Here is a 6,228-nt window from a genome sequence, read left to right as displayed (position 1 = left end):
CGGTCGGCGGCCCGTACGCGTTTCCGGGCGCGCCCCGAGCGGCCGTACGACGCACGATCATCCGGCTTGTGGAGTTTGTGGACGCCGAGCGCCCGTACGACGGCCGTAGGACGTATCAGGAGGAGCCGCGGCGGAAGCGGCCCAGGAGGCCCTGGAGGCCCTGGCGAGGCTTGTCACCCGGCAGCGGCGCCTGCAGCGTGGTGGCCTGCTCGCCGCCCGCCTGAGGCGGGTTCACGCCGGCCTGCGGCTCGCCGGGAAGCGGCTGCGGCCCCCCGGCCGGGAAGGTCATCGAGGACTCGGGAGCCGGCCCGAGGTACTCGTAGTCGGCCCTGCGGGGCCACGGCTCGGAGGGGCCCGCCGCGAGCGGGAGCGGGCCGCTCAGACCGTGCTCGTACACGACGCCGTACGCCTGCGGGTCCTGCGGGTGCGGGGCGCCCGGCCCGCCGGGATAGCCCTGCACCGGCACGAAGCTGATGATCGGCGCGTACGCCGTGCCCCCGTGGTAGATCGGATAGCCGGGCATGGGATAGGGGCCGGGGAGGTCGTCCCGATGGCGGCCCGGCGAGCGGGGCCCGGCCCTGCGGACGGCCGCCGCGTGCGCCGTGCGCCGGATCCGGCCCTCGAAGATCAGCACGCCCAGCATCACGAGCACGGCCAGCAGGACACCCGGGATGGCGAGCTTCCTGCTCAGCTCCATCTGGTTGTACTCGGGGGACGCGTTGCGGATCTCGATGGGCACCGAGTCGGGCGTCGGCTCGTCGAAGGAGGGGCTCGGCTCGGTGGTCTCGGTCGGCGTGGGAGTCGGGGTGACCAGCGCGAGCGACACCTGGGGCTCGGGCACCACGTTCTCCGCCGGAGGCTGGGTCGGCGTGGTGAGCGGCGGGGTGGACGGGATCACCGGCGCGCTCGTCGGCGGGGGCTCCACCATCGTCGGCGGCGGCTCGATCGGGGAGGTCTTCGTCGCCGTGGGCTTGGGCGTCTTCGACGCCTTGGGGGACGGCTTCGGATTCACCGTCTTCGTGCGGGTGACCGTCGGGTCGGGGCTCTCGGTGATGGTCACCGTGACGGTCGGCTCCGGCTCCGGCGACTGGCCCGGGTCGTCGGTGATGTTCGGATCCCCGGGCTCGACCCACGTGGGGTCGGCCATGGCGACCTGTGCCGCGTTCGCCCGGGATGCCGTCATCGGCGCCGTCGCGAGCAGGACGACGCCGGTGAGGCCCATCGATGCCACCACCGCGGACACGGCCGTCATACGCACGCGTCCGCTCACCGCTGCCCTCCGCCTCGCCACCCTTGCCGATCAAACTAGAGAACATCCTAGTTGGGCAAAAGTAACAGTAAAGGGCGTTCAACGACACCGATCTATCTACTACCCCAATTTCCGGGAAGCCCGCCTGCGCCGGAACTTCATCTGCAACGCCAGCGCCCCCAGAAGCAGGCCGACCGCGACCACGGCGGCCGGGAGTCCGCGCACCATCTCGAGATCGTCTTTCTCCGTGCCGGCCACCAGGTTCGGGGTCGCCGGGCGCATCTCCTGCGGAAGGGGTGCTCCCATCGCCGGAGCCTGCGGAGCGCCCATCCCGGGCACCTGGCCGGCCGCCGCCATCTGCCCAGGCATGGGTGCCTGGCCGGGGAGCGGCATCTGCCCGGGGACGGGTGCCTGGCCGGGGACCGCGCCCTGGGCCAGCCCCGGCACGGACGGCTGGATGCCCGGAGCCAGCACGGTGCCCGGCGCCGGGTTGGGCAGCGGGGTCGGGACCTGCGCGAGCGGCATCCCGGCCGCCGGCGGCATCTGGACCCCGCCGTTCAGCGGTGCCATCCGCGGACCCTGGACGGGAGCGGGGACCGGCCCCTGGAGCGGCATCGGAGCCGGAAGCGGGATCAGGGGCGCCGTGGGCACGGCGGCCTTCGCCGGCTTGGCGGGAACGCCGGGCGCCGGGTGCGGGATCGCGGGCGACGCCTTGAGCTTGCCTCCCGGCTGCCGCGACACTCCGGCGATCCCCTGCGCGGGACCCGGCGTCATCTCGGAGTCGGGGCGCGACTTCGGCGTGGCATCGCGATCTCGCGCATCGACGGCCTGGGGGTCCGGGCCGGTCAGGTCGATGACCCTCTCCGCCGGTCGCGGAGCGCTCCCGGCCGCGGCCTGCGCCTCCGGGGGCGTCACGGCGCCCGCCGGCCGGGCGGCGGCCTCGGGGTCACTCGCCCCCGCGGCGCCGGTCAGGTCCTGGACGTTCTGGGTGTCGCTGACGTTCTGCGTGCCCTTGGCGTTCTGGGTGTCCCTGACGTTCCCGGTGTCCTTGGCGTTCTGGACTTCGCCGACGTTCTCCTTGGGGGCCTCGCCCTTCGCGATGTCCCCCTTGAGGGCGTCTTCCTTGGCCGCGGCGGCGTTCTCCTTGGCGGCCTCGGAGCCGTACGGCCCGGACGGTCCCGCCGGGGCGGTGCCCGGCCACTCCGGTGTGGCGGCTCCCCCGCCCGCGACCTGGCCAGTGCCCGTGCCTGTGCCTGTGCCAGTGCCAGTGCTGGCCTCTCCCGGCTGTCCCTGCTGGATCGATCCGGGGCCGAGCCCCTGGATCTCTCCTTCGTTCCTGGGCTTGAGGCCGGGCGCGCCCGACTCGGGCTCGGGGCCTCGCGTGCCCGGCTCGCCGTCCAGCTTGATGTTGACGTCCGCCATGCGGCGGATCCACTGGACGCCACCCGGGGCGCGCATCTGGGCGACGGCGGTGATGCCCACCTCGTCCGCCCGGCGCGGAACCCTCAGCGCGATGTCCACGGTCCTCGGGCCGGAGATGTCACCGAACTCGCACGTCTGCGGGCGCGATGCCGGCTTCACGGGCATGTCGGCGAGGTCGTCGCACCCGACCGAGGTGAACGCCTCCCTCGGCCTGGCCGCCACCGCCAGGCGCGTGCCGTCGGCCGGCCCGTCCAGCCTGACGCGGAAGTGCAGAAGATCGCCCTCGCGGATCGGCCTGTTCTGCCGGCCCTGATCGCCCACGCCCACCAGGCGCACGCTGAGCTGGGCGCCGTCGGCCGCGTCCGGCGGCTCCACGGAACCGCGCTCCGCCGTCGTCGCGGCGAGAGAGGTACCCCCGCCTCCCAGAGCCAGCGCTCCCACGCCGACTACGGACACCACCTGGGCACGTCGCCACCAACCGGCCACCGCAGATCCCCGTCCCCCGATACGGTGCGAGACAAACTCGTCACGCTGTGTAGCTGTTATCTCACACCGTGCCGGGCTTCAACCCTCAGGGATCAGATTCTGTACAGCGCGCACAATGGGCAGGTCAGCGGGCAGCCAAGGAATGTCGAAGAGCTCGTCAGGGCCGAGCCAGCGAAGCGCCAAGTGCTCATGGGGGTGCGGAACGCCCGAGATGAGCCGTGCGAGCCAGACGCGCATCACGTACCCCGGGCTGAGCGGCCAGTCACCGCCGATCCGGTCCCCCACCGCGATGCCGACGCCGAGCTCCTCCTGACACTCCCGGATCAGCGCCTCGTGGTCGCTCTCCCCCGGGTCGACCTTGCCGCCGGGGAACTCCCAGCCCCCGGCCATCTCCGGCGGCCCGGCGCGCTGGGCGGCCAGAAGCCTGCCCCCCTCGACGATGGCCGCCGCCACAACAATCTTCTCCATGCGGGTAAAGACTAAGGTCTCTCCCGGCTCTCGCCCCTAGGCGTACCGAGAATGCGGCAAGTGGGCGAAATGATCCGCTCTAGGTGAGGCCCAGCCGCTTGAGTTGCCCGACGACGGTCGGGTTCTGCAGCGGGCGGGTGTAGCCGACGATGTTGGGCCGGTCGCGGTACGTCGTCATCTTGATCGGCCCGCAGAGGGTGCACCGTGCCTCCACCATCTTCCCGGGCGAGACGATGAGGCCGACGTGCCCGGGGCTGCTGGAGGACGTGCCGGGCCCGGCGTTGAAGAAGACCAGGTCCCCTGGCTGCTCGGAGCCCTTGGTGACCTTCGCGCCGAACGGCCACTGGCCGAAGGTCGTACGCGGGATCGACAGCCCGGCGGCGCGGTAGGCCATGTAGATGATGCCCGAGCAGTCGAAGGCGTCCGGCCCCGTGCCGCCCCAGCGGTACGGCTTGCCGCGCTGGGCCAGGGCGTACGCCAGGATCTTCCGCACGATGTCGGTCGGAGCCGCCTCCACGATGGGCGTGTCGCAGGCCGGGTTCGAGTCCGGGGGCAGCTCCAGCGTCCCATCGGAGGCGTACCGCCTGGCGATCACCAGCACCTGCTCCACGTACCACATCGCGTGGTTGTAGACGAAGAGCGCCCGCTTGAGGTCGCCGGGCGCGCCGTTGCGCTTGAGCATCTTCGCCGCGCCGAGGATCGCGTCGGCCGGGTTGTAGACGTCGGCCACGCCGTCGTCGTCGCCGTCGGAGGCGTACCCGCTGAACTTCGACGGGATCTTGATCTTGGCCTTGCCGCCCCACGTGCTGATCAGGAACTGCATGGGACCGGCGGCGCCGGCGTAGTTCGTACCGCTCTTCACCCCGGCGAGGTTGGACCTGCCGTGGTCGGTCTCGCGCTTGCCCACGGCGGCGAGCACGGTCCACTGGACCCCGGTCTTCTTGCCCCACTTCTTGTACAGCTCAAGGTAGTTCGCCGGGATATCCGACTGAGCGGTGGTCGAGACGTTCGTGACCTTGGTGACCGTGTCGGTGCAGTCGCCACCGGCCGTGCTGCCGCCGCCGAGGAACGAGGGGAACGTGCTCATGAGCATCGGCGCCATGATCAGGGTCACCAGGACGACCCCGGCCAGCCCGATGAGGAGCGCTATGCGCACGCGAGAGGTCACTGCGTGGTCCCGTCGCCGGTGTCCCCGTCCTGGCCCGCGTCGGCGGGCTGCATGTCGAACACCCGCCACTCGGTGCCGATCTGGGTGAGGGTGATCGCGTAGTCGGCGCTACGCTCCTGCGGCCCGCTCTTGGCCGTGATGTGCTGGATGGCCGTGACCACGAACACGATCGAGCCCTCGGAGATGTTCCTTATGGTCTTCAACCGCGCCGATCCCTGGGAGACCACCTCGTCGGCGCGGTTCTGGTCCACCGTGGCCGGTGTGGTGACGTCCCGGGCGAGGATCGCGCCCAGCTCGACCGTGGTGAACCCCTTCAGCCGCTCGGCGAAGGACGCGGGGTCCTCGTCGTACCGGTACGTCGCGTAGGAGACCGCGAACCGCTGGGCGGCGTCCGCGGCCACGGCGATCTGGTCCTTGGGGACGGGCAGGAACCTGTAGATGTCGAACGAGCCCGGGGAGATCGCCGGAGCCGGTGACGTGCCCGACCGCGGAGCGGCGAGGGTCGAGACCACCGCCGCCCTGCCGGGAGGGTCACCGTCCTGCGGGCCGCCAGAGGCGGGACGCATGGACAGATAGATGCCGACGGCCGCCAGTGCGACGACCACACCGGCGAAGACGAGCCCTCGCCGGTCGTTGACCTGCACCATCGTCAGTCCTTGTCGCCGTCGGCCGGTCGCAGCCAGAACGGCGCGGGCTCGGACTCACCGCGTCCTGAGTCGGAGCGTGGCGGCAGCCAGAGCGGCGGAGCCTCGCCGGAACTCGAGCGCCCGCCCCCGGACAGCCAGCCGGACGAACCACCCGACGACCTGCCCGGCGATCCACCCGAGGACCTGCCCGAGGAACCGTTCGACCTGCCGGACGAGCCGCCGAACAGGCCTCCCGACGAACCGCCGGAAGAACGGCCCGACGACCTCCCTGACGAACCCGAGGAGCCGCCGGACGAACCCGAGGAGCCGCCGGAGGAACGTCCCGACGAACCGCCGCCACCGGCCAGGCCGCGGGGCCCGCCCGCCGTCGAGCGGGGAGCCCTGGGCGCCGCACCCTCGGAGCGGCGGGTGGAACCACCCGAAGACCCGCCGGACGAGCCGCCCGAGGAACCGGACCGTGAGGCCCACCCGCCACCGGACCTGCCACCGAACCAGCTACCCGACGAACCGCCGCCTCCCGCGCCCGTCCCGCCACCGCCCCCCGTACCGGTGCGCGTGGCGGGGCGCGGGCTCGGAACGCCTGGTCCCCCGCCGGGGCCCGCGCCACCAGGACGGCCGGAACCGCCCATGCGGCCGGACAGGTTGAGCGGAGGCGCCGCCCCTGGACGCGGGACGGCGGTGCCGCGCCCGGTCGCCTTGCGCCGCAGGCCCGCCTGCCCGTCGGCGTCCAGCGGGGCCGGCTGGGCGCCCACCGGCACGCGCGTGCCGGGCTGCTGAGTGGCCCCGGG

At 72.7% G+C, this 6,228-nt stretch carries 6 protein-coding genes; all 6 read right to left on the bottom strand.

Annotated features, from left to right (window positions below):
* Positions 1 to 115: 115 nt before the first annotated feature.
* Positions 116 to 1,270 carry a hypothetical protein gene (locus tag AB0O34_RS35800; RefSeq protein WP_363923272.1) on the bottom strand — a complete coding sequence of 385 codons (1,155 nt, stop codon included), beginning with the start codon at positions 1,268 to 1,270 and terminating at the stop codon, positions 116 to 118.
* A 99-nt stretch (positions 1,271 to 1,369) separates the two neighbouring features.
* The gene (locus AB0O34_RS35795) at positions 1,370 to 3,130 is read right to left on the bottom strand and encodes a hypothetical protein (RefSeq protein WP_363923270.1); all 1,761 of its coding nucleotides are present in this window, start codon (positions 3,128 to 3,130) and stop codon (positions 1,370 to 1,372) included.
* Positions 3,131 to 3,235: 105 nt separating this feature from the next.
* Positions 3,236 to 3,625, bottom strand: coding sequence for a (deoxy)nucleoside triphosphate pyrophosphohydrolase (locus AB0O34_RS35790; protein ID WP_363923268.1), 390 nt, complete (start codon positions 3,623 to 3,625; stop codon positions 3,236 to 3,238).
* Between the two features lie 79 nt (positions 3,626 to 3,704).
* Positions 3,705 to 4,781: a bifunctional lytic transglycosylase/C40 family peptidase gene (locus tag AB0O34_RS35785; protein ID WP_363923266.1), complete on the bottom strand. Its 1,077-nt coding sequence runs from the start codon at positions 4,779 to 4,781 to the stop codon at positions 3,705 to 3,707.
* Positions 4,782 to 4,789: 8 nt separating this feature from the next.
* On the bottom strand, positions 4,790 to 5,440 hold the full coding sequence (locus AB0O34_RS35780; protein WP_363923264.1) for a hypothetical protein: 651 nt from the start codon (positions 5,438 to 5,440) through the stop codon (positions 4,790 to 4,792).
* Between the two features lie 54 nt (positions 5,441 to 5,494).
* Complete coding sequence (locus AB0O34_RS35775) at positions 5,495 to 5,908, bottom strand: hypothetical protein (RefSeq protein ID WP_363923262.1); 414 nt, start codon at positions 5,906 to 5,908, stop codon at positions 5,495 to 5,497.
* Between the last annotated feature and the right edge of the window lie 320 nt (positions 5,909 to 6,228).

Source organism: Sphaerisporangium sp. NPDC088356, assembly GCF_040685555.1.
In the GTDB taxonomy this organism is placed as follows: Bacteria; Actinomycetota; Actinomycetes; order Streptosporangiales; family Streptosporangiaceae; genus Sphaerisporangium.
Note: the sequence above shows the minus strand (reverse complement) of the source record. Positions and strands in the feature narration are given on the sequence as shown.

What these genes read in the sequence shown, in the direction of transcription:
- AB0O34_RS35790 (WP_363923268.1), bottom strand. Translation starts at nt 3,625, where the DNA reads ATGGAGAAGATTGTTGTGGCGGCGGCCATCGTCGAGGGGGGCAGGCTT.
- AB0O34_RS35780 (WP_363923264.1), bottom strand. Translation starts at nt 5,440, where the DNA reads ATGGTGCAGGTCAACGACCGGCGAGGGCTCGTCTTCGCCGGTGTGGTC.